This is a genomic window from Halomonas citrativorans (genome assembly GCF_014898005.1).
Lineage (GTDB): Bacteria > Pseudomonadota > Gammaproteobacteria > Pseudomonadales > Halomonadaceae > Vreelandella > Vreelandella citrativorans.
In genome coordinates, this window is sequence record NZ_JABUYX010000020.1 from 1 (window position 1) to 21,362 (window position 21,362).

Here is a 21,362-nt window from a genome sequence, read left to right on the forward strand (position 1 = left end):
GCCATGATCTACCTGATTGGCAGCCCGGTGGGCCGCGTGTTCGATCAGGCCAAATCCACATGAAGTGACGAAGAACCATATTTTTACTCTTTTGTCTGTGTTCGCTGATAGAGCGGCGTCGAATTCATTTTTTTTATGCTTGTATATGTATTTATATAAATGGTTTACAGTCAAAATCCAAGCTAAAACTATACTTGCTCGTTTGGCCCCTATTTCATAGCAATCGATGGCTTCCTGAAGGAAAGACTTTTGATGCGAGTCCGTTATATCTGAGAGCATATTTCTTAGAAGATAAGAGGTTTCTCTCTTCGACGGCCCTGTACTTAATTTTTTTTGAAGATCCAGTTCGGCAGAGCGCTCAAGAATATATCCATCTTTCTTTTTTATGAACTTCTTTCCTTTCCCTCGCTTACTTTTCGCAGAAAGATATGAAGGTATATTGGAATACGGTTCAATCCTTAAAATATCAAAGCACTCTTTCAGCTGGCGAGAGTTCGCAGAATCCTCTTCTTTGATTACGGTAATGAAGTAAACAAAAAAGTCAATTAATTCCGTTTTTTTTAGCTCTTCGAAATTTTCAATCTGAAGAACGAAATCATCTAAATCTTGATTCATTTACTTACTTTGCCTTTTTCTTAGGGAGATCTCGTTCAACATAATCCTCGCCTATATGGTGAAGGCTTGAATTCGAGCCACTCTTAACAATATATGAGGATATAGCCAGATTAGAAAGTACGGAAGTTAGCCTTTTTGGAGCCTTTTCATTCACGGTACGAAGCCCCGTGAACACTTCATCTTTGCTCAAAGATTCTCTGTTGGTATTTTTGATTAGCCAATAAATTACGGTCAAGACATGATCTGACTGCCCCGACGGGCTCTTCTCTGCATAGAAATCTTTAAAGGCTTGCCTCTCATCGGCATTCAGCCCAAGTTCTACGGTCTTAAAGGTTTCCGGTTTTGCGGAAGAAGTTCTCTTTGGCTTGGCAAGAGTTTTTCCTTTGGGCTCTACTGCTTCGACGGCTTCTTCGTTAACATTTTCTTCGTCCCCTTCTCCGGTTTCTTCACCTTCGCCCTCGCAATTTGAGAACTGGGATTTAGCGTCGATTAATGATGGCAAAAAGCTCTCAAGCCTATCAAATATCATGTTGAGCGATTCACTGGCTGCCTCGATATTTACTGCACCGCTATTCAAATCAATATTTATTTTTACGATATCCGACATAACTCTAACTCCTAAAGTAATTCTAAAAATCTAACAGTGATTATACGCCCAGCCATGTAACATCAATAAACGCGCCAGCACATTCCTTGATGTTATACAGCCTACACAAAAGCCATAACTCACTGCTTCATATAGTTTCTCAAAACTCTCAGGAAGTATATTCATTATTCGCGTGCCCGCTCGTTTTGCTCGATTCCATCATACTCTATTGACAAATTTACCTTCGGTCACGTGGTAATTTCATGACAGCGGTCAGCAATAGGTCGTAGTGCAGCGAGGTCACTGGGAAGAATGGGCGCGGTGAGGAAAAGCTGATGTCAGTTTTTTGAGATAAAAGGGCTGCATTAGAGATGACATCGGGGCAGCTAGCGCTGCCCTTCGCGGGTGCCTTATTGGCTCGTGCCTCGCCAAACGTTACGCCACGCTACTTGTGATGATTCTTGGGACGGGGCTTTCGCGCGCTGAAGCGGGCTCCCACAAAACCAGCCTTTAGCAGCCCCAAGAAAGAGGGCTGCAGGCCAGGCTTGGCCTGCAGGGGAGTGGCATGCGTTAATCTTTCAGCACGTACTTGAGGGTTTCCACGACCTGCTCGGTAGTAGTACACCAAGCCTGCGCGCCAGCATCCACTTCTTTCAGCGGGTGAACGATATCCTCGGTGTGCAGAGTGATGTAGGGCTTGGCGAGTGCGGAGCAGTAACCCGCATCAAACGCGGCGCTCCACTGCTTGTACTTGTCGCCGAAGCGCACGACGACTAAATCACTTTGCTCGATCAGCGTGCGGGTGCGGATGGCGTTGACCTTGGAGGATTGGTGGTCGCGCCAGAACTGGTTGCTCTGCTCGCCCAAGTGGTCGCCTGCGGCGTCACTGGCGTCGTGGTCGGTGACGGGCGCGGTGAAGACGATATCCAGGCCTGCGGCTTCAGCGCCACGTTGGATTTCTTCGCGCCAGTCGGTGTGGATCTCGCCAGATAAATAAACGTAAAAGCTCATATCGCTCTCCTGATAATCACGTGTTGAGTGTATAGAGCCATTTTATGGAAAAACATTCCAACTTAATACCGGCGTTACAGCAGTGGCTGTTTGGCGAGTAGATAGATATCCATAATCCAGCCATACATTTCACGCAGTGCAGCGCGACGCTCAACAACCTCGTCGCTTACCTCGCTTAGCGGGCCTTTGATCAAGCACTGTTTATCCATGCCCAGGTAGGCGCCCCACCAGATGTAAGTGTCAGTTTTCGGCAGCGTAGTAAACGCCCCGCCGCTATCGAGCATCACGGCTACCGTGGCGGCATCATTAGGCCAGCCGCGTTCGCGCAGGCGGCGGCCGGTGGTGATCTGGATGGGTTCGGCGAGCGCGTTGAGGGGGATTTTATGCTCAGCGGTGAGCACTTGTAGGCTGGTGATGCCGGGTACGACGTTAACCTCAACGGCGCGTCCGCTATCCGTCAGGCGCTTGGCGATGCGCAGGCTGCTGTCATAAAGCGAGGGGTCGCCCCATACCAGCATGCCGACGCGCCCGCCATTTGGCAGGTGCTTATCCATTAGCCCTGCCCACATGCTGGCAATGGCGTTATGCCATTCGTCTACTGCGCTTAGGTACTGGCGTTCGCCGTCGCGGGTGGGTAAATCGAACTCAACGATGCGGGTATTGGCCGCTTCATCAAGCAGCTCGCCGCAGAGTACTCGGCGCAGGTCGATTAGGTCCGATTTCGCCTCGCCCTTGCGGGGTAGCAGAATCACGTCGGCCTCGTTCAAGGCGCGCACTGCCGCGAGCGTTACGTGGTCGACGTTGCCGGTGCCAATGCCGATCAGCGAGAGCGTGATCATGCGCTGCCCTCTTCATCGCTGCTGGCAAACGGCGAATCGGCGGACTGGGGGCGAAAGCGGCGGTCGTAACCTACCGCGTACAGGCTGCTTTCCTGAAAGTCTTCGGATTCGAGTGCCGGCCCTACCAGAATCAGCGCCGTGCGCTGGAGGGTGTGGTCGATCAGCGATTCCACCGTGGATAAGCGCCCGCGCACCACGTGCTCATCCGGCCAGCTGGCCCGCCATACAATCGCTACCGGGCACTCTTCGCCGTAATGGGGCGTCAGGCTTTCCACCACTTGGGCAAGGTTGTGAACGGAGAGATGAATAGCGAGTGTGGTCCCGGTGCGGGCGAAGTTGGCAAGCGTCTCACCTTCCGGCATGGCGCTTGCCCGGCCCGGCGTGCGGGTCAGCACCACGGATTGCGCTACACCGGGTAGCGTTAGTTCCTGGCCGAGCGTTGCCGCCGCCGCCGCAAAGGAAGGCACGCCGGGGGTAACGCTGTAGGGAATATCAAGCTCGCGCAGGCGGCGCAGCTGTTCGCCCATGGCGGACCACACTGATAAATCGCCGGAGTGCAGCCGGGCGATATCCTGGCCTGCGGCGTGGGCGGTTTGAATTTCCTGCATGATATCATCGAGTGACAGCGGCGCGGTGTTGATGATGCGCGCGCCGTTAGGGCAGTGCTCGAGAATTTCTTCGGGAACGAGCGACCCTGCATACAGGCACACCGGGCAGGCGGCGATCAGGTCGCGCCCGCGCAGCGTCAAAAGATCCGGCGCGCCGGGGCCTGCGCCAATAAAATGAACCGTCATAATCCAACTCCTTGCGCCGCTGTGGTGGCCACCGCGGCCGTGGCCTGTCTATCGTTTGAAACCGTGCGCGGGCCTAAAAGCCGCGCCCCGCTGCCTGCGGTCAGCAGCGCTACGGCTTCGGCCACGCTGCCGGTGCCTTTTTCGCGCAGGCTGTAGGCGGAATGAGTCAGCGTGGCAACGCTTGCCAACTCGGCATCCGCTACGCTTATTACCGAAATGTTGCGGGCGCTGCCCAGCGCTTCAACCAGTGGCAGCATACTGTGTGCTGCCGCCAACTGGTCGATAGGGCCGTACTGGGCAATCAATTGATCCAGCGCCTGTTCCAGTGACTCAAGCGTTGCCTGCTGGCGAAAGCCGAACCCTGCGACTTTTAGTGCCTGCTTAGCCACTGTTTGCTTGGTCATCGAACGCCACGCCACTGCACAATCGGGTAGCTGGATTTCCAGCCCCGGCGGGTGCCCATGGGCGCGGCGTGGGCTAGTTCCAGGCGCAGCAGTTCGCCGCCCGCCTGTTGTTGCCAGTGCGCCAGCAAGGCTTCGGATTCCAGCGTGACCGCGTTGGCCACTACGCGTGTGCCGCTAGGCAACACCTGCCATAAAGCGTCCAACAGTTCCTGAGAAAGCCCGCCGCCGATAAACACCGCATCAGGCAGCGGCGCATTCTCAAGCACCTCCGGTGCGCGGCCTTCGTTTACTTCCAGCCAATCAACGCCGAGGTTTTCTGCATTACGCCGCGCCCGCGCGGCGCGCTCCGGATGCTGCTCGAAGCCGATGGCCTGATTATCCGGGTGGGCCAGCAGCCACTCAATGGCGATAGAGCCAGAGCCAGTGCCGATATCCCACAGCCGGTCGCCGGGCTGGGGGGCAAGTGCGCAAAGCGTTAAGCTACGCACGGCTTGCTTGGTGATCTGCCCATCGTGCTCAAAAAAGCTATCAGCCAGGCCAGGCGTTAAGGGAATTGCGGGGCCGTTGCCCGCGACTTCGATGCCGACCGCCACCGGATGGGCGATATCGTCGGGTAGCGTGTCATCCACGCGCAGCGTGCGGATGCGCTCATCTTCACCGCCCAGAGTTTCCAGCACGTTGAGCCTGGAATCCCCAAAGCCGAATGTTTTCACCAGCGCGGCCAATTCAGCTACAGCGGCACCATCGCGTAACAGCACCAGCAAGCGCCTGCCGCTTTGCAGGTAGGGTCGAATGCGGGTAAGCGGTTTGGCGTGAAGGCCCAGGCAGGTGCAGCGCTCCAGCGGCCAGCCCAGTCGGGCCGCCGCCAAGCTAAAGGTCGAAGGCGATGGCACGGCGATCCATTCACTGGCTTCCAGGTGGCGCGCCACGCTAGTGCCCGCCCCGAACCAGAACGGGTCGCCGGAAACCAGCATGACTACCCGGCGGCCACGCTCGTTGAGAAGTGCGGGGATGCCATCAAGAAACGGTACCGGCCACTCGCGAATATCCGCGTTTAGCGGGGGAAGAAGGCGCAAATGGCGGCGGGCGCCGAACACTATTTCGGTACGTTCAAGCTGCTCGCGGCTTGCCGCTGTCAGGCCCGCTGTGCCACTCTCCCCCCAACCTAACAGTGTGAGCCACGGAGCCTTATTAACCTCAGCCATGATAAACGTCCTGATTCTTGGGGGTACGAGCGAGGCCAGTGCACTGGCCAGCGCCGTTAGCCAGCGCGGCATTCCAGCCATCTTCAGCTATGCAGGCCGCGTTAAAATGCCTAAAGCGCAACCGCTGCCTACTCGCGTGGGCGGTTTCGGCGGCGCCGACGGTCTGGCGGCTTTCATTACCCAACAGCGCATCACCCATATTATTGATGCAACCCACCCGTTTGCCACACAGATGAGCCATAACGTGTTGGCCGCCGCCCAGCAAACCGGCGTACCGGCGATTGCTCTGACCCGCCCCGCCTGGGTGCCCACCACTCACGATAACTGGCAACACGTGGCAAGTGTCGAAGAGGCAGTTAGCGCCCTCGAAGGCCCGCCCCAGCGCGTGCTGCTCGCCATTGGCCGCATGCACCTGGCCGCGTTTGCCGCACAACCTCAACACCACTATGTGCTGCGCCTGGTCGACCAACCAACCGCCCCGCTGCCGCTTGCCCACTTCACCACCACGGTGGATAGAGGCCCGTTCACCCTGGAAGGCGATTTAGCGCTACTCAAAACCCAACGTATCGAGCGCATCGTGTGCAAAAACGCTGGCGGCAAAGGTGCTGTTTCCAAACTTGATGCTGCCCACTCGCTTGGCGTGCCAGTTATCATGATCGACCGCCCGGCGCTGCCTGCTCGCCATGAAGTGCATAGCGTTGATGAGGTACTTGCCTGGCTTAATGATCGCTCTTGATCAAAGCGCTGAGCGCGGCGTATAAACCAACGGCTCACCATCTCGCTCAATTAACCGCGTCTGTTTTGAACCGACAATCACCAGCGTGCGCATATCGGCCATGTCCGGCGTGGCATCTTTTAAGGCCGTTACGCGGATTGATTCTTCCGGCGTGGAAACCGCGCGAGCGAAGATGACCAACCGTTCAGGCTCACACGCCTCGCGCAGCACCTCCAGGGTGCGCTCGAACCCTACTGGGCGCGATTTTGAGCGCGGGTTATAAAACGCCATCGCAAAATCGGCTTCAACGGCCAAACGCAGGCGCTTTTCGATCAGCGCCCAAGGCTTTAAGTTGTCGGATAAATTGATGCAGCAGAAGTCGTGGCCCAGCGGTGCACCCGCACGAGCGCTGGCCGCGAGCATGGCGGAAATACCCGGCAGCACCTGAATATCCAGCGCGCGCCACGCGGCATCGCCCGCTTCCAGCGCTTCGAATACCGCCGAGGCCATGGCGAATACGCCAGGGTCACCAGAGGAAACCACCACGACTCGGTGGCCTTCTAACGCCAGTTGCAAAGCCTGCTCGGCACGACGAATCTCTTCGCGGTTATCCGAGCCGTGGCGCGTAAGCCCTTCCCTCGGTGCTACGCGGTTAACGTAAGGCACATAGCCGACAACGTCGGTAGCATCCGAAAGCGCGGCGGACACTTCGGGGGTAATCATCGCCTCCGCACCTGGGCCCAGGCCGACAATTTTTAGCCAGCCGCTCATGGGCGCCTCCCGTTACCGTGTATCAGCACAATCGAGAAGTAAGGCACGCTCTCGCCAACGTCTACCAACGGCAGCACGCGCTGCTGCTCCATGGCGGCGTACTCAATCAACCACGCCTGGTCTTCCCGGCCCGCCTGTTTAAGCACCCGGCGCAGCTTGTTCAGGTTGCGCCCAATCTTCATGACCACCAGCGCGTCGGTATCGGCGATATGTTTGGCGAGCGTTTCTTCCGGTAGCGTGCCCATCAGCACGGTCAGAATATCGTCGCCCCAGGTAATCGGCTGCCCGGTCGCCGTCCAGGCGGCAGACATGCCGGTAATCCCCGGCACTACCGACACCGGCACCTGGTTGAGCAGGCGCGTATACAGGTGCATAAACGAGCCGTAGAAGAACGGGTCGCCTTCACAGAGCACCACCACGTTGTCACCGGCGTTGGCTATCTCGATCAGCTGGGCCACGCATCGCGAATAGAACTGCGAGAGCAGCGCGTTGTACTGCGGGTCGTCGAAAGGAATCTCTGTGGTGACCGGGTACTCCATCGGCAACTCAATGATGCCGGGGGCTAACAGCCCTTCAACAATGCTACGCGCATGGCCCTTGCGGCCCTTTTTACGAAAATAGGCAACATGCGTGGCGCCGCGAATCAGCCGGTCGGCGCGCACGCTCATCAAGTCCTGGCTGCCCGGCCCCAGGCCAACACCGTAAACCGTGCCCTGTGTGGATGCCTGAGTCATTCGACGCGATCCGCCATGGCGTTAATGGCCGCGACCGTCACCGCGCTTCCGCCCAAGCGGCCACGAACGATGCAGCTGGGAATGGCGGGCGTCGCCCATAGCGCTTCCTTGGATTCAGCGGCGCCTACAAAGCCTACCGGGCAGCCGATTACTGCCGCCGGGCGCGGGCAGCTTGGGTCTTCCAGCATATTTAAAAGATGAAACAGCGCGGTGGGCGCGTTGCCAATGGCCACCACGGCGCCTTCCAGATGCGGGCGCCATAGTTCTAGTGCTGCGGCCGAACGGGTGTTAGCCATTTCCTGGGCGAGGTGTGGCGTGCGCTCATCGTTCAGGGTGCAAATAATCTCGTTATTGGCCGGCAGCCGCTTGCGGGTGATGCCTTCAGAAACCATCCGTGCATCACAAAGAATCGGCGCGCCGCGTTCGAGTGCCGAGCGCGCTTTATTGACCGCGTCATTTTGAAAGTGAATATGCGCGGCCAACTCGACAAGCCCGGCGGCGTGAATCATGCGCACGGCAACGGTCTCTTCCTCAGCAGAAAAGCGCGCAAGGTCGGCCTCGCTGCGGATAATCGCGAAGGATTCCCGGTAAATCGCCGGGCCGCTTGTTTCATACGTATAGGGCACCCAAACTCTCCAAATATTCGACGACCTCAGTCTCGGTGAGGCCTATCTTAACGGGCGTGCTCTGGGCATCACCCTTAACAATAAGATTAAATCGGCCTGCCTGACCGACCAGGCACACGTCGGCCGATGAACGGCGGGCGCACCCCTTGGCGCAACCGGATATATGAACGCTGTGTCTTTTAACGTCGGGCGCTAACCGTTTAGCCAGCGGCTGGGTAGCAACGCTTGCCTGAGCGCAGTAAGGCGCGCCGGGGCAGGCATCCATCAATAAGCGCGTATCCTGATTATCGCTGATTAAGCCTTTAACCGGCTCACTTGCACCCTTGACCCATAACCGTCGCCACGGCGTTACGCGTATATGGCTCACCGCCGCAGGCGTAACCGCTGCCCGCAACTCATCAGCGGCTACGCGCCCAAACGGCAGCCCGTAAACCATCCCCGCTTGATACTCGCCAAGCGCCAGCGCCGCGCCCTGCGTTGCATTCTCCATGGCAGAAGCGCTTGCGGGGCGCATTTTAGCAGGTGACCACGCGGGAAGCGGCACTTTGTGCCGCCTCATCCGCCCGGCGTCATTTCCGCCGCTTTCTACAAACCAGTGTGTCAGGCGTATTAAATGCTCAATGGCCGCCTCAATAGAGCCCACCGGGGTACCGCAGGCCTGGCCTTCGACGCGCACTATCAGCCCGCCTTCTATTGCGCGTTCCACTCGAAAATCAGCGGCGGTATCTCCCAATACCGCTAATTCACCCGCATCAATCGCAATACCAACTTTGCTAGGCATCGCGGCCAACTCGCTGCCTCGCGCCTGTAACAAGCGGGCAAGTTGATGCGTGTCATCGCCCGCCTGCCAGCCGGGTGCCAGCAGGCATTGGGGTTGCTGCTCGGTGGCGGGCTCCGCGCTGACCAATTCGTGCGCGACCAAAAAGTCCATTAACGGCGGCCATGTGCTTTCCGAGACGCCGCGCAGCTGAATATTGGCGCGGCTGGTTAACTCAATTAACCCATTGCCATAGGTTTCCGCTGCATCGCACAGCGCGAGCATCTGCGCTTTGGAAAGCTGGCCGAGCGGTGGGCGCACGCGCACTAACCAGCCGTCGCCGGTTTCCATGGGCTGCCAGGCGCCGGGGCACCAGCCTTTGATCAGCGGACTAGTGCTCATAAACTGGCGGTTTCCCTGGCTTCGTCCATTTCCAGCAGCAGGTCTTGCAGCGCGTCGCCGTGCTTGCCGGGTTCCTGCCACATGCCGCGCTGGGCGGCCTCCAACAGCCGCTCGGCCATCTCTTCAAGGGCTGCGGGGTTATGCTCACGTAAAAACTGCTGGTTGGCCTCATCCAGCACCAGCGCTTCGCTCACCTGGGCGTACTGGTAATCCGCCACCAAATCCGTGGTGGCGTCGTAAGCAAACAGGTAGTCGACCGTGGCGGCCATCTCAAACGCGCCCTTGTAGCCGTGTTCGCGCATGGCGTTGATCCACTTGGGGTTCAACACGCGCGAGCGAATGACCCGGGCAAGTTCCTCTTTGAGCGTGCGAATTTTGGGTACGGCGGGGTTGGCGTGGTCAGCGTGATAGATCTCCGGCGCCTGACCGCTCAGCGAGCGGGTAGCGTTGGCCATACCGCCCTGAAAGGCGTAGTAGCTGTTGGAATCGAGAATATCGTGCTCGCGGTTATCCTGATTCTGCATTACCGCGTCGAGCCCTTTGATCTGCTGCTCAAAGGCGCCGCGAGCGGCAGTGCCGGACTCCTTAAACTGACCGTAAGCGTAGGCGCCGGTACCCAGGTAGGCCTCGGCCAAGTCATCGGCATCGCCCCAGCTTCGGTTTTCAATCAGCCGGTTCAGGCCTGCGCCATACTCGCCAGGCTTGCTGCCAAAAATACGGTAGCTCGCTTCCTGGGCGGCCATTTCGGCACTTAACCCTTGCGCTTCAAGGGTGTGCTGGCGTTCAACCACGGCGGCGCGAATGGTGTTGCTATCGCCTGGTTCTGCATAGCTGGCAACCGCTTGCACGGCGGCATCAAACAGGCGAATCACGTTCGGAAAGGCATCGCGAAAAAATCCGGATACGCGCAGCGTGACATCCACCCGTGGCCGGTTAAGCAGCATTGAAGGGATTACTTCAAAATCGATCACCCGCTGAGAGCCCAACGACCATTTGGGCCGCACACCCATCAGGGCAAACGCTTGCGCGATATCGTCGCCGCCGGTGCGCATGGTCGCGGTCCCCCAGATGGAGAGCCCCAAGCGTCGTGGATAGTCGCCGTGATCCTGCAGGTAGCGTTCGACAAATGCCTGAGCGGACTTTTCCCCCAGCGTCCAGGCAGCAGGCGAAGGGATCGAGCGGTTATCCACGCTGAAAAAGTTGCGCCCGGTGGGCAGCGTATCCAACCGCCCCCGGCTCGGCGCACCGCTCGGTCCGGCGGGCACGAAAATCCCCTCAAGCCCATCCAGCAGCGAGCCAACCTCCATCTTTACGCCCTGCTGCATGGCGGCCCACAGCTGCTCGCGGGCAAATTTAAGCTGCTCGGCCGTGGCCGGATAATGTTGCGAGAGCGTTGTAAGGCAACCTTGAGCCAACACATAGTCGGCCACCAGCTCTTCGCCGAGCAGCTCCAGCCGCTCGCGGGTATCAGCGCCGGTTCGCCAGGCAGCGGTTAGTTTGCCTGCCAGCACGGCCGGTTTAGGGCCAAGCCAAGGCTCGCTGCCCGCCGCCAGCGGGTCGAAGTCCTCACCCAGCACCAAGTCAGCGGCCAGATTGTGCAGCAAACCGCGGCTTGCCACCGCTTCACCACGCGGCAGCCTTAACAGGGCTACCAGCGTGGCCGCCCGTTTCTCCTCGGGCGGTAGCGTGCCCAGTATGTGCAGGCCGTGGCGAATCTGGGCTTCCTTGATATCGCACAAAAAGGTGTCCAGCTCGTTGAGAATTTCGCTGTCACAACTGCTATTCACCGCGTGGGCAAGTTCTTGATCGATGCCGGTTGCCCGTAGGTGAGCCAATATCTGCTCGCGAATCAGCGCCTCACGGCGCGGGTCCATATCCAGCGCCTGATAATACTCATCGGTAAGCGCTTCAAGCTCGGCCATGGGGCCGTAAAGTTCAGCGCGCGCCAGCGGCGGCATCAAGTGATCGATAATCACTGCTTGGCTTCTGCGCTTGGCCTGGGCGCCTTCGCCGGGGTCATTAACAATAAACGGGTAGAAATGCGGCAACGGCCCGAGCGCGATATCCGGCCAGCATTCGGCGCTTAGCGCGGTGCTTTTGCCCGGCAACCATTCCAGATTGCCGTGCTTGCCCACGTGAATCACCGCCTCGACCTGATAGTGCTCGCGCAGCCAGAGGTAAAACGCCAGGTAGCTATGCGGCGGCGCCAGCTCCATATCGTGGTAGGACTGGGTCAGGTCCTCAATAAAGTCGCGCTCGGGCTGGATGCCCACGAAGGTTTCGCCCAAGCGGATACCCGAAATCATCAGCCGCCCCTGGCGGCATTTTGGGTCATCTTGCGGCGCGCCCCAGCGGGTCCATATCGTTTTCTGAAGCGCGGCGGGCAGGGTTTGAAACCAGGCCAGATAATCCTCAACGCTGATGCTTTGCCAGCAAGCGCGTTGATCCAGACTGTCATGATCGTTAGTAACGGCGCCCTGGAGCAGGCGAATCAGCGCATCGCCGCTTTCCGGCAATTCGCTTAGCGGATAACCGGCACCTTTCAGGGCATTTAAAATGTGCAGCGTAGAGGCCGGTGTATCCAGCCCCACGCCGTTACCGATACGCCCATCGCGGTTGGGGTAATTGGCCATAATCAGCGCGACGCGCTTTTGGGCATTGGGCGTTTGGCACAGCGCGCAAAACCGCCGGGCCAGTTTGGCCACAAAGGCAGCGCGTTCTGGGTGCAGCGTGTGGTGCGTGACTGAGAGCTGGGCGCGAGCGTTATAGTGCGCCTCAGCTTTAAATCCAACGGCACGGGTGATAATCCGCCCGTCCATTTCGGGTAGCACTACCTGCATGGCGACATCACGACTATGCAGGCCTGCGGCCATGCCCTGCCAGTCATCCGCCGTACTGCTGGCGAGTATCGCCTGAAGCACCACCGGCCGCCCGATAAAAAGGCTCTCATGAAGATTGCTGCCCAGCTCATCTGCTGCATTGGCGTCATCGGCGGTACGGTTTACCGAAAAGCCGGTGGTATTGACCACCAGCATGGCGCCGGTTTGCTCAATGAGGTGATTGGCGAACGCGATGCAGGGGCCTTCTTTTAAAGAGGCCACCGCGACGGCCAACGGCTCAAGCCCTTCGGCTTTCAGCGCGTCGATCATGCCGTCGAGCACAGCGGTATTCGCGCCTTGCAGGTGGCTGCGATAAAACAGCAGCAGGCACACCGGGCGCTCTGCAATACGCTGGTCACGCCACTCGCTTAGGCTGACCGCTTGCTGGCCGTTGGCTTGGGGTGCGTAAATTATCGCCGCCGGAATCACTTTAGGCTCTTGCCACGAATACTCATGCGCCAGGCATTCACTTCCGATAAAGCGCAGCAGCTGCTCGGCGTTATCCACGCCGCCTTCGCGCAAATAGCGCCATACGCGGTAGGCATCGTCAAAGGCAATGCTGGAGTCTTCCAGCAGGGCATCGTCCGGGGCATCACAGCCGGGCACCAGAATCAGCTGGCGCTCGGGCTTGGCAGCCGCCCAGGCCAGAAGCCGCTCGTAGCCGTACTGCCAGTAGCCCTTTCCGCCCAGCAGTGACACCACCACCAAGCGGGCTTTTTCCAGCACGCGGTCTTCGTAAAGATCAAACGCCGCCGGTTTCACCAGGTTCATCCAGTTCGCCAGCCGCACCGAGGGGTAATCATCGCCCAGGCGATCAACCGCCTGGGCCAACGCCGACAAGTTACTGTCAGCGGCGGACATAATCACAACCTCGGCGGGGCTTTGCTGCAGGTCGATGATGCCTTCATCATCAACAAAGCCCCCCGGTTTGGCGGCGAAAAGATGCATTAGGCGCTTACCGACGTCTCAGCGCTGGCCAGCGCCTTATGAATTTCATCGCTGTTCAGCGTTTTACCAATAATTACCAGCTGAGTCTGGCGCGGCTCGTCCTGAGCCCACAGGCGATCAAAATAGCCGTCCAGGCGCTCGCCAACGGCCTGGATGACTCGGCGCATGGGCTTACCGGGGATCGCCGCAAAGCCCTTGGCGCGATAGATTTCCTGGGTTTTCAGCAGATGCTGAAGCTTAGCCGCCAGCTCATCGCCATCGACTTCGCCCAGCGTAATCACGCAGGAGTCAAAGTTATCGTGGGCGTGATCGTGGTGGGCGCCTTCGGCATGGTGCTTGTCGTGATGGTTGGTAATCTTGTCGATATGCTCTTCACTGGCCGCACCAATGCCCATCAGGGCTTCCAGTTGGGCCGTGTCAGTCGCTAGCGTTTGGTCGATAAACAGCGTTTTGACCGATGCGGGTACCCGCGCCTGTACCAGCGCTTCAACACGGGCTTTTTCGTCGGCGTTCAGCAGGTCGGTTTTACTGACCAGCACTAAATCCGCCGCACTTAGCTGGTCATCCAGCAGTTCGCGCAGGCTGGGGTCGTGATCAAGGCTGTCATCGGCTAGGCGCTGGGCGGCAACTTTTTCTTCGTCGTTGGCAAACCGGCCCGCAGCGACGGCAGGCCCGTCGATCACCGTGATAATCGCATCCACGGTGCAGTGCTGGCGGACTTCCGGCCAGTTAAACGCCTGCACCAGCGGCTTGGGCAAGGCCAGCCCGCTGGTTTCGATCAGGATGTGGTCGATATCATCACGCCGCGCCACCAGTTGTTTCATCACCGGCAAAAACTCTTCTTCCACCGTGCAGCAGATGCAGCCATTGGCCAGCTCGTAAATGCTGCCGTCTTCACCGGAGGCGATTTGCTCACCCTCGTCACTTTCTTCGTCACAATCCAGCGCACAGCTACGCAGCAGGCTTGAGTCGATATCCTGCTCGCCAAACTCATTGACGATAACGGCAATTCGCTTACCGGTGATCTGGCGCAGAATATTGGCCAGCAAGGTGGTCTTGCCGCTACCCAGAAAACCGGTCACAACCGTGGCGGGGATTTTATTTAACTGCATGCGAGGATTCCTCAATTTGGGGGCTTGCGGCCGTGGCCTGCGCTGAATCGTTGCCAAGAGCGTGGCTAAACAGACGCGCTACCGCCGCAGGATTATTCGGGAAAAACAGATGTAAGTAGGTCGCCGTCAGGCGCCCGGCCCGGTAAATTGGCTCGCCGGGCGCTGGGTGGCGCTGGCGGCGCCCGTAAGCCATTGGCTCAGGCGTTTGCTCGGCCATGGAGCGATGGTGGGCATGGCCGCGAACCGGCCCTTCGGGTAGCTCGGCAGTCTGCATGCCTTGGCAGCCGCGACGCCCGCGCATGGCACCGTGCCCCGGCAGTAAACCGAGCATGGAGTGAGGGTTCTCAGCATAGTCGGTTAACGTTTCCAGGCTATACAGCATGCCACCACACTCGGCGAGGATGGGTTTGCCCGCGCTAAAGAAGCCTTTAATGGCATCGCGCATGGCGGTGTTCGCCGCAAGCGCCTGCGCGTGAAGCTCCGGGTAGCCGCCAGGTAGCCAAAGGGCATCGCATTCGGGCAGTTCGGCATCGCTCAGCGGCGAGAAAAAGCGCACCTGCGCGCCCATCTGCGCCAGCAGATCCAGGTTGGCCTGATAGATAAAACTGAACGCCGCATCGCGGGCTACGCCTATCGTTTGCCCTGTTAGCACTTGCGGCACAGCGGGAAGCACCTCAGTAGAAGCACTAAAGCTGACCGGCGCAAGCGTGGCGAGCGCATCCAGCAGCCCTGCGGTTTCCAGCGCCTGCGCCCCGGCTTCAAAGCGCATTTCCAGGTCGTCGCGAATCTCTTCCGCCTGCACCAAGCCCAGATGGCGCTCGGGAAGTGCCAGTTCAGGGTCGCGTGGTACGGCAGCTAAAAACGGTATGGCTTCAGGCAGCGCGCCTTCAATCAGCTCACGGTGGCGCTGCGAGCCACAGTTATTGGCAATCAGCCCGGCAAAATGAATATCGTCGCGAAAGCCAGCCAGCCCTGTTACCAGCGCAGCGGCGGTTTGGGCCATGCCTTTAACATCCATCACGATGGCCATGGGGATGCCGAACAGCGCGGCTAAATCGGCGCTGGAAGGCTCGCCGTCAAACAGGCCCATGGCGCCTTCCACCAGAATCAAATCGGCTTCAACAGCGGCTTCATAAAAGCGCTGGCGGCAGTAGGCTTCGCCTGCCATCCATAAATCGAGCTGGTCAACCGGCTGGCCCGAGGCCTGAGCGAGTATTTGCGGGTCCAGGTAGTCCGGACCAGTTTTAAATACCCGCACCACCTTGCCCTGATTACGCAGCAGCCGCGCAAGCCCAGCGGTGACGGTGGTTTTACCCTGGCCTGAGGCCGGTGCCGAGATAAACAGCGCGGGGCAGCGGGCGGAAGGTGTACTCATCAGTACTCAATCCCCGGCTGGGCTTTAACGCCGCCGCGAAACGCGTGACGCTCATCCTGCACGGTGCTGATAGTGTCTGCTACTTCCTGAAGCGGCTGGGCCATGGTGCGCCCGGTAATAATCACATTCTGATGCGCTGGGCGGCGCTGCAAGGCTTCTACCACCGGCACCGGGTCCAGGTAGCCGTACTTGAACATGTAGCTCATTTCGTCCAGCACGATGATGTTGTAGGCCGGGTCTTCCAGCAGGCCCTTGGCGATTTCCCAGGCGGCTTCGGCGGCTTGAATATCGCGCTCGCGGTCCTGGGTTTCCCAGGTAAAGCCCTGGCCCATGATGTGCCAGTCAAGCCTTGGGTGGTCACGAAAGAACAGGTATTCGCCGGTTTCGCGCCGCCCTTTAATGAACTGAATGACCGCGCCTTTCTGACCATGCCCCAGCGAGCGCGCCAATGTACCGAGCGCCGAGCTGCTTTTACCCTTGCCGTTGCCTTTGAGCAGGATTAACACCCCGCGCTCATCAATAGCGCGGCTGATGCGCTCGTCGACCACCTCTTTTTTGCGCTGCATGCGGTTTTGGTGATTGCTATCGCTCATGCTGACTCCTGGGTGGGCATGGCCCAATAGTGGGCGCCTAGCTGCTGGGCAAGGCGCGCGGCCTGGCCACGTTTTACAAATGAGTATTCGGTATCCATCACCACGCAGTCGCCCAGTTTCGGCAGGTCTGCAACGGATTCGCGGGTGCGTCCGTCGGTGATCAAGTAAGTGCGTATATGCAGGCCAGGCTCACGGCTCTGCCACTGGCGAATCAACCGCCCAGCCTCCTCTACCACTTTACGCAGCGGTGTACCGCCCCCGCCATCGGCACTATTCAGCGTCGCCTCCAGGCTTTTGGGGGCGCGTTGGCGGGTGAATAACGCTGTCACCGTATCGTTGCCAAAGCCTAATACGGCCATCTGCTCGCGCGCGCTGTACGCTTGGCGGGTCAGGCTATCGACCCAGCCCTTGGCTTGGCCCAACAAGCGCTTACCCAACGTCGAGCCGGAGGTATCCAGCAGTACCAAATGCAGCACCGGCTGCCCGGTGCGCGCTTTTTGATAACGCAACTGCCGCCAGGGCCATTGGCCGCGATTGGCGATCAGCGTAGCAAACCAGTCTGGCCGAGAGCTCAGCGCAGCCCTGGTTCGCCCCTGGCCCGCTTCATCGCCCTTGCGCCTACCACCCAGTGATAGCGGCTGCTTAGCCACAGACCGGTGGGAAGAAGGAACCAAGCGTAGCGTAGGGAGATCAAGCGGCTGGCTATCCCGCATATTCTGCGCCACGGGCGGCATGGCGCCCCACTGCCCTTGCTCGCCAGAATGTCCACTGGCAGACGACTGAACGCCAGAAGGCTTTTCATTTGGCGTGGACGAAGGCGGTGGAGAAGACGGCGGCGTTGATGGCGGTGTCGGTGGCGGTGTGGAAGATTCACGCGTACGCCGATGGGCCAATACCCACGGCTCCACGGTATCGACATCGTCCTGGATGATCGTATCGCTTCCCCGCCAAGCGGCGTGGGCTTGGGCGGCGCGGTGCCAGGTAACATCGGCACGCAGGCCTTCAACGCCGGCCTCTTCACAGCGCTTGGCGATGTGCGCGTAAACCCAGTCAGGTGCTGTAACGGCAGCAAGCGTGCGGCGCGCCTGCTCGATACGTTCACGCAGGGCTGACTGCTCATCAGCGTAGTCGGCGATAAAGCGGTCAGGGTCACGGTCAAAAGCATCGCGCTGCTGCACGATGGCGATGCGTTCTTCGATACGGATGGAGGCAGGCTGTTCCAGACAGAGGCCAAAGCGGTCGAGCAACTGCGGGCGCAGTTCCCCTTCATCCGGGTTCATGGTGCCAATCAGGCTAAAGCGTGCCGCGTGGGAGTGACTGATACCGTCGCGTTCGACGATATTGACCCCACTGGCAGCCACATCCAGCAGCAGATCAACCAGCGTGTCAGCGAGCAGATTGACTTCATCGACGTACAAAACGCCGCCATGGGCTTTGGCCAACAGCCCTTCGTGAAAGGTGGCTTCGCGCTCGTTCAATACCTTTTGCAGGTCCAGGCTACCGGTCAGGCGGTCTTCGCTGGCGCCCAGCGGCAGAGTAACAAACGGCGACGTGTCGCCCTGACCTGATTCTGGAAGTAGTGCGGCCAACGCGCGGGCGAGGGTCGATTTTGCGCTGCCTCGCGGGCCGCTAATCAGCACCCCGCCAATGCGCGGGTTAATCACGTTCAGAAGCAGCGCTTTTTTAAGCGATGCCTGGCCGACGACGGCGGTAAAGGGAAACTCAACCACAGGCATCACCATGGGCAGAAGGAACATTAACTTGATTTAACAAGAAGATATTGAGCTACTCAGCGCCCTAACAAGCGAGTAAAGCGCCTACTTTACAAGCGGGTAAACCTAATACATTAAGCGACGCATGGACACTGCAACACACGTGAAAGTTATTCATCACTGACAAGAGAATAACGATAGAGCCAAACGCCGATAAAATGACTACAATAACCGCGCATTATAGAGGATGGCACCAGGGTGTAGCCACCTCCCCGCTTAAGCAAGTCATCAATCGCAAAGGTTTTTCGTGCTTTATCGTCACGTCTTCGGCAGTCTGTCGAGTTTTATATCCATCGGCACCCGGAACACCATCCCATGAAGCCCTTCCCCGCCCTACCTGCTACCTCGTTTACGCTATGAAAGCGGTTGCGATGCAAAGTACCCAAGCACCGCGCGCTCAGGCGCACTGGTTTTGGCTTGCCCCCCTGGTATTGCTGGTAGCACTGCTCGCCGGTACGGCGATTGGTGAAACCTCGATTCCTGTGGATACGATTCTCAAGGTATTGGCTAACCATCTTCTGGGCGCTAACTACGCCGTTGATCGCATTGATGCCGGTATTATCTGGAACTACCGCTTAAGCCGCGCCATTGTGGCTGCGTGTTGTGGCGCCGCGCTGGCGCTGGCCGGAGTGGTGCTTCAAGCGTTGCTGCGTAACCCCCTGGCGGACCCGTACTTGATGGGTATTTCTGCAGGCGCCTCAACCGGTGCCGTAGCCGTTACCGTAGCGGGGCTTGGTGCGGGTGCTTTCACTTTATCTGCTGGGGCGTTTGCCGGGGCAGTACTTGCCTTTGGCCTGGTGGTACTGCTTGCCCATGCAGCCAGCAGCGGGACTGGCGGTGGGCGCAGCACCCAAGCCGCCGGGGCTATTATTCTGGCGGGCATTGCAGGCTCTCAACTGTTTAACGCGCTGACCGCCTTCATCATTACCAAGTCGGCCAGCGCCGAGCAGGCACGCGGCATCATGTTCTGGCTACTGGGCAATCTTTCCGGCGTGCGCTGGAGCGATGTCGTGATCGCTTTACCTGCCGCCCTGGGCGGCTTGCTGATTTGCCTTTGGCACCGCCGCGCACTGGACGCCTTTACCTTCGGCGCCGACAGCGCGGCGTCCATGGGTATCGCCGTACGCCCAACGCGGGGGCTGTTAATTATTGCGGTAGCGCTGGTGACAGCCATTATGGTGTCGATGGTGGGTGCTATTGGTTTTGTCGGCTTGGTCATTCCGCATGCCATGCGTTTTATCGTGGGCACCCAACACACGCGCCTGGTGCCCGCTTCGGCACTTGCTGGCGCCGTGTTTTTGATTGGCTCAGATATTCTTTCGCGCATTCTGGTGCCCGGCCAGGTACTGCCCATTGGGGTTATTACCTCGCTGATCGGCGCGCCAGCTTTTGCGTTGATTCTTGTTCGCGGCACGAGGAACCGATGAAATTAACCGCTGAACAGCTGGGCTGGAGCGTACATGGGCGCACGCTTTTAAAGGACGTTTGCCTGGACGTTGCGCCCGGCCAAACCTTTGGCTTGATTGGCCCCAACGGCTCCGGCAAAACCACGCTGCTTCGCCTGCTGGCAGGTTTAAACAAACCCAAAACGGGCCATGTACACATGGGCGGTCAGCCGATCGCTAAAATGCGCCAACGCCATATTGCGCAGTCTATCGCGATGGTTGAACAGCAGGCGGAAACCACCGATAGAATTCATGTGCGTCAGGTGGTTGCACTGGGACGTACGCCATTTCTCACTGCGCTTCGCCCCTGGTCCGCCGAGGATGATGCGATTGTCGGCCAGGCACTGGATGACGTGGATATGGCACACATGGCGGACCGCCTCTGGCATACCCTTTCGGGCGGTGAGCGCCAGCGCGTTCATATTGCCCGGGCACTGGCCCAGCAACCCAAAATTCTCCTGCTGGACGAGCCCACCAACCATTTGGATATCCGCCACCAGCTCTCCATTCTTGAGCTGGTCAGGCAGTTGCCGATTACCGTTGTGATCACCCTGCACGACCTTAACCAGGCCATGGAGTGTGACCGCATTGGCGTGATGGACGGCGGACGACTGATCGCCAGCGGCCAACCACATGACGTGCTAACCACCCAGTGCTTACAAGAGACGTTCGGCGTGCATGCCCACGTGCTGGATGATCCCATTGACGGCAAACGGATCATGCGTTTTAGAAGCGCGGTTTAAACGCTTGGCGGCGGTGTAACGCTTTCTTTGCTAAGGTGTGGGTCCTTGTAACGGACTCTTACAATAAACGGGAAATCCACATGCGCATTTTGTTTACCGGTGGTAGCGGCAAGGCGGGTCGTCATGTAACGGCATACTTGCGCGACCAGGGCCACAGCGTCACCAATCTGGACTGGGTAGTTTCCGACGTGCCGGGCATCACTACGCTAAAGGTCGATTTGACCGACGCGGGTCAGGTATTTAATGCGTGCCAAGCCTATGCCAATTTCGATGAGCTAGAACCTGGTACCGGCATGCCACGCTACGATGCCATCGTTCACTTTGCCGCCATACCCGCCATTCTCCACCGGCCGGACAACGAAACCTACCGCATTAACACGTTAAGTACCTACCATGTGTTGGATGCGGCGACTCGGCTGGATATTCCCAAAGTCATTTTTGCTTCCAGCGAGACCACTTACGGCATTTGCTTTGCCGATGGAGTGAAGCAACCTGATTACCTACCGGTAGATGAAGAGCATCCCACAGTGCCGCAAGACAGCTACGCAACGAGCAAGGTGGTTAACGAAGTAACCGCACGCTCTTTCCAGGAGCGCTCGGGCATCGACATTTATGCCTTGCGCATTAATAACGTGATCGAGCCTCACGAATATCGCCAGAACTTCCCGGCCTATATGGACAACCCGGCACTGCGCCGCCGCAATATTTTTGCTTACATTGACGCTCGCGACCTGGGGCAGATGGTCGACTGCTGCCTGAAAACAGACGGCCTGGGTTACGAGGTGTTTAACGTCGCCAATAATGATCTGTCAGTAGGATTGAGCAATGCTCAAGTAGTGGAACGCTTCTACCCAAGCGTACCCATCAAGCAGGCAATGGGTGAATTTGAAACCTTTTACAGCAATGCAAAAGCCCGCCGCCTGGTCGGTTTCTCACCGCGCCATTCCTGGAGGGATGAGCTGGGGGAATGAGTTAAAGGAATAAGAAAAGAGTGGAGCTGGCGCAAAAATGGGCACTTTTCTGAAAAGTGCCCAGG

The 21,362-nt window shown here is 58.6% G+C and carries 20 protein-coding genes; 4 read left to right on the forward strand and 16 right to left on the reverse strand.

Annotated elements, in window-relative coordinates; all coding sequences use genetic code 11:
* From INT20_RS18125 to cbiE, 7 genes are all read right to left on the reverse strand, one after another.
* A partial coding sequence (locus INT20_RS18125; protein ID WP_226912189.1) for a hypothetical protein occupies positions 1–615 on the reverse strand: 615 nt, incomplete at its 3' end.
* A 4-nt stretch (positions 616–619) separates the two neighbouring features.
* Positions 620–1,222: a hypothetical protein gene (locus tag INT20_RS14390; protein WP_193057177.1), complete on the reverse strand. Its 603-nt coding sequence runs from the start codon at positions 1,220–1,222 to the stop codon at positions 620–622.
* A 549-nt stretch (positions 1,223–1,771) separates the two neighbouring features.
* A complete protein-coding gene (locus tag INT20_RS14395; protein ID WP_193053331.1) occupies positions 1,772–2,212 on the reverse strand; it encodes a YtoQ family protein in 441 nt (146 codons plus the stop codon).
* A gap of 74 nt (positions 2,213–2,286) precedes the next feature.
* On the reverse strand, positions 2,287–3,051 hold the full coding sequence (gene cobF / locus INT20_RS14400) for a precorrin-6A synthase (deacetylating) (RefSeq protein WP_193053332.1): 765 nt from the start codon (positions 3,049–3,051) through the stop codon (positions 2,287–2,289).
* Positions 3,048–3,845: a precorrin-4 C(11)-methyltransferase gene (gene cobM, locus INT20_RS14405; protein ID WP_193053333.1), complete on the reverse strand. Its 798-nt coding sequence runs from the start codon at positions 3,843–3,845 to the stop codon at positions 3,048–3,050. Before cobM ends, cobF begins: the two co-directional genes overlap by 4 nt.
* Positions 3,842–4,249 carry a cobalamin biosynthesis protein gene (locus INT20_RS14410; protein WP_193053334.1) on the reverse strand — a complete coding sequence of 136 codons (408 nt, stop codon included), beginning with the start codon at positions 4,247–4,249 and terminating at the stop codon, positions 3,842–3,844. Before INT20_RS14410 ends, cobM begins: the two co-directional genes overlap by 4 nt.
* Positions 4,246–5,454, reverse strand: a complete 1,209-nt coding sequence (cbiE, locus tag INT20_RS14415) for a precorrin-6y C5,15-methyltransferase (decarboxylating) subunit CbiE (RefSeq protein ID WP_193053335.1) — start codon at positions 5,452–5,454, stop codon at positions 4,246–4,248. The genes INT20_RS14410 and cbiE overlap by 4 nt, the downstream gene beginning before the upstream one ends.
* Between cbiE and INT20_RS14420 the strand changes: the two genes are divergently transcribed.
* Entirely contained in the window at positions 5,453–6,190 is a 738-nt protein-coding gene (locus INT20_RS14420; protein WP_193053336.1) for a cobalt-precorrin-6A reductase, read from the forward strand. The two genes, cbiE and INT20_RS14420, sit on opposite strands and share 2 nt — an antisense overlap.
* Here INT20_RS14420 and cobJ read toward each other — a convergent pair whose 3' ends face one another.
* Genes cobJ through INT20_RS14465 form a run of 9 tightly spaced genes read right to left on the reverse strand, consistent with a single transcriptional unit; the run spans position 6,191 to position 18,102 of the window.
* Positions 6,191–6,940 carry a precorrin-3B C(17)-methyltransferase gene (gene cobJ, locus INT20_RS14425; protein WP_193053337.1) on the reverse strand — a complete coding sequence of 250 codons (750 nt, stop codon included), beginning with the start codon at positions 6,938–6,940 and terminating at the stop codon, positions 6,191–6,193.
* Positions 6,937–7,674, reverse strand: coding sequence for a precorrin-2 C(20)-methyltransferase (locus tag INT20_RS14430; RefSeq protein ID WP_193053338.1), 738 nt, complete (start codon positions 7,672–7,674; stop codon positions 6,937–6,939). The genes cobJ and INT20_RS14430 overlap by 4 nt, the downstream gene beginning before the upstream one ends.
* On the reverse strand, positions 7,671–8,300 hold the full coding sequence (locus tag INT20_RS14435; RefSeq protein ID WP_172118253.1) for a precorrin-8X methylmutase: 630 nt from the start codon (positions 8,298–8,300) through the stop codon (positions 7,671–7,673). Before INT20_RS14435 ends, INT20_RS14430 begins: the two co-directional genes overlap by 4 nt.
* Positions 8,284–9,459: a cobalamin biosynthesis protein CobG gene (locus INT20_RS14440; RefSeq protein ID WP_193053339.1), complete on the reverse strand. Its 1,176-nt coding sequence runs from the start codon at positions 9,457–9,459 to the stop codon at positions 8,284–8,286. The genes INT20_RS14435 and INT20_RS14440 overlap by 17 nt, the downstream gene beginning before the upstream one ends.
* Positions 9,456–13,286 carry a cobaltochelatase subunit CobN gene (gene cobN, locus INT20_RS14445; RefSeq protein ID WP_193053340.1) on the reverse strand — a complete coding sequence of 1,277 codons (3,831 nt, stop codon included), beginning with the start codon at positions 13,284–13,286 and terminating at the stop codon, positions 9,456–9,458. The genes INT20_RS14440 and cobN overlap by 4 nt, the downstream gene beginning before the upstream one ends.
* Positions 13,286–14,398: a cobalamin biosynthesis protein CobW gene (cobW, locus tag INT20_RS14450; protein ID WP_193053341.1), complete on the reverse strand. Its 1,113-nt coding sequence runs from the start codon at positions 14,396–14,398 to the stop codon at positions 13,286–13,288. Before cobW ends, cobN begins: the two co-directional genes overlap by 1 nt.
* Complete coding sequence (locus tag INT20_RS14455) at positions 14,385–15,773, reverse strand: cobyrinate a,c-diamide synthase (protein WP_193053342.1); 1,389 nt, start codon at positions 15,771–15,773, stop codon at positions 14,385–14,387. The genes cobW and INT20_RS14455 overlap by 14 nt, the downstream gene beginning before the upstream one ends.
* A complete protein-coding gene (gene cobO, locus INT20_RS14460) occupies positions 15,773–16,366 on the reverse strand; it encodes a cob(I)yrinic acid a,c-diamide adenosyltransferase (RefSeq protein WP_193053343.1) in 594 nt (197 codons plus the stop codon). The genes INT20_RS14455 and cobO overlap by 1 nt, the downstream gene beginning before the upstream one ends.
* The gene (locus INT20_RS14465) at positions 16,363–18,102 is read right to left on the reverse strand and encodes an AAA family ATPase (protein ID WP_226912190.1); all 1,740 of its coding nucleotides are present in this window, start codon (positions 18,100–18,102) and stop codon (positions 16,363–16,365) included. Before INT20_RS14465 ends, cobO begins: the two co-directional genes overlap by 4 nt.
* Before the next feature lie 407 nt (positions 18,103–18,509).
* Between INT20_RS14465 and INT20_RS14470 the strand changes: the two genes are divergently transcribed.
* The 3 genes from INT20_RS14470 to INT20_RS14480 all read left to right on the forward strand — a co-directional run bounded on the left by INT20_RS14470 (position 18,510) and on the right by INT20_RS14480 (position 21,297).
* On the forward strand, positions 18,510–19,565 hold the full coding sequence (locus tag INT20_RS14470; RefSeq protein WP_193053345.1) for a FecCD family ABC transporter permease: 1,056 nt from the start codon (positions 18,510–18,512) through the stop codon (positions 19,563–19,565).
* Positions 19,562–20,326: an ABC transporter ATP-binding protein gene (locus INT20_RS14475; protein WP_193053346.1), complete on the forward strand. Its 765-nt coding sequence runs from the start codon at positions 19,562–19,564 to the stop codon at positions 20,324–20,326. Before INT20_RS14470 ends, INT20_RS14475 begins: the two co-directional genes overlap by 4 nt.
* 80 nt (positions 20,327–20,406) lie before the next feature.
* The gene (locus tag INT20_RS14480) at positions 20,407–21,297 is read left to right on the forward strand and encodes an NAD-dependent epimerase/dehydratase family protein (protein ID WP_193053347.1); all 891 of its coding nucleotides are present in this window, start codon (positions 20,407–20,409) and stop codon (positions 21,295–21,297) included.
* The last annotated feature ends 65 nt before the right edge of the window (positions 21,298–21,362 follow it).

Excerpts from the sequence above, each read along its gene's own strand:
- INT20_RS14390 (WP_193057177.1), bottom strand. The coding sequence starts at position 1,222 with ATGTCGGATATCGTAAAAATAAATATTGATTTGAATAGCGGTGCAGTA.
- INT20_RS14395 (WP_193053331.1), bottom strand. The coding sequence starts at position 2,212 with ATGAGCTTTTACGTTTATTTATCTGGCGAGATCCACACCGACTGGCGC.
- cobF (WP_193053332.1), bottom strand. The coding sequence starts at position 3,051 with ATGATCACGCTCTCGCTGATCGGCATTGGCACCGGCAACGTCGACCAC.
- cobM (WP_193053333.1), bottom strand. The coding sequence starts at position 3,845 with ATGACGGTTCATTTTATTGGCGCAGGCCCCGGCGCGCCGGATCTTTTG.
- INT20_RS14410 (WP_193053334.1), bottom strand. The coding sequence starts at position 4,249 with ATGACCAAGCAAACAGTGGCTAAGCAGGCACTAAAAGTCGCAGGGTTC.
- INT20_RS14420 (WP_193053336.1), top strand. The coding sequence starts at position 5,453 with ATGATAAACGTCCTGATTCTTGGGGGTACGAGCGAGGCCAGTGCACTG.
- cbiE (WP_193053335.1), bottom strand. The coding sequence starts at position 5,454 with ATGGCTGAGGTTAATAAGGCTCCGTGGCTCACACTGTTAGGTTGGGGG.
- cobJ (WP_193053337.1), bottom strand. The coding sequence starts at position 6,940 with ATGAGCGGCTGGCTAAAAATTGTCGGCCTGGGCCCAGGTGCGGAGGCG.
- INT20_RS14430 (WP_193053338.1), bottom strand. The coding sequence starts at position 7,674 with ATGACTCAGGCATCCACACAGGGCACGGTTTACGGTGTTGGCCTGGGG.
- INT20_RS14440 (WP_193053339.1), bottom strand. The coding sequence starts at position 9,459 with ATGAGCACTAGTCCGCTGATCAAAGGCTGGTGCCCCGGCGCCTGGCAG.
- cobN (WP_193053340.1), bottom strand. The coding sequence starts at position 13,286 with ATGCATCTTTTCGCCGCCAAACCGGGGGGCTTTGTTGATGATGAAGGC.
- cobW (WP_193053341.1), bottom strand. The coding sequence starts at position 14,398 with ATGCAGTTAAATAAAATCCCCGCCACGGTTGTGACCGGTTTTCTGGGT.
- INT20_RS14455 (WP_193053342.1), bottom strand. The coding sequence starts at position 15,773 with ATGAGTACACCTTCCGCCCGCTGCCCCGCGCTGTTTATCTCGGCACCG.
- cobO (WP_193053343.1), bottom strand. The coding sequence starts at position 16,366 with ATGAGCGATAGCAATCACCAAAACCGCATGCAGCGCAAAAAAGAGGTG.
- INT20_RS14465 (WP_226912190.1), bottom strand. The coding sequence starts at position 18,102 with ATGCCTGTGGTTGAGTTTCCCTTTACCGCCGTCGTCGGCCAGGCATCG.
- INT20_RS14470 (WP_193053345.1), top strand. The coding sequence starts at position 18,510 with ATGCAAAGTACCCAAGCACCGCGCGCTCAGGCGCACTGGTTTTGGCTT.
- INT20_RS14475 (WP_193053346.1), top strand. The coding sequence starts at position 19,562 with ATGAAATTAACCGCTGAACAGCTGGGCTGGAGCGTACATGGGCGCACG.
- INT20_RS14480 (WP_193053347.1), top strand. The coding sequence starts at position 20,407 with ATGCGCATTTTGTTTACCGGTGGTAGCGGCAAGGCGGGTCGTCATGTA.